General features: G+C 27.2%; 1 protein-coding gene. It reads right to left on the reverse strand.

The genetic code is table 11. The features are described from left to right. The coding region (locus FE394_RS20070) for an S-Ena type endospore appendage (RefSeq protein WP_419836369.1) at nt 1–201 on the reverse strand (201 nt) is incomplete at its 3' end. Nucleotides 202–383 lie beyond the last annotated feature (182 nt).

The following is a 383-nucleotide window of genomic DNA, read 5'->3' on the forward strand; positions in this document are numbered from 1 at the left end:
AGTAGTTACTGAAAGTGTATTTCCAGGAGGTATAAATGTTTCGATGGAATTTCCAATATTTCGAATAATATTAACTTTAATCATTGAAGTACTTACAGTATTATTAAATATAGAAATAGTTATTGTAACTTTTCTTGAAATTTCTTCTTTCCAAACTGTTAAATTTGTAATATCGTTATGTAATAAAATATTACCACATATTTTATTACATAGAGGATATAAATAAAAGAATGCTCGTTTTTAAAAGAGCATTCTTCAACAGGTTCAAAAGCAACAACAGGTATATTATATTTATGTTTACAAAGGTATTTTTGTGAATATGAAATTATAAATCGGTAAGAGTCAATGGTAAGCGGACTTTTATGGGGCAGCGGTTTGTGCTG

This window comes from Xenorhabdus littoralis (genome assembly GCF_033949345.1).
Classification (GTDB): Bacteria; Pseudomonadota; Gammaproteobacteria; order Enterobacterales; family Enterobacteriaceae; genus Xenorhabdus; species Xenorhabdus littoralis.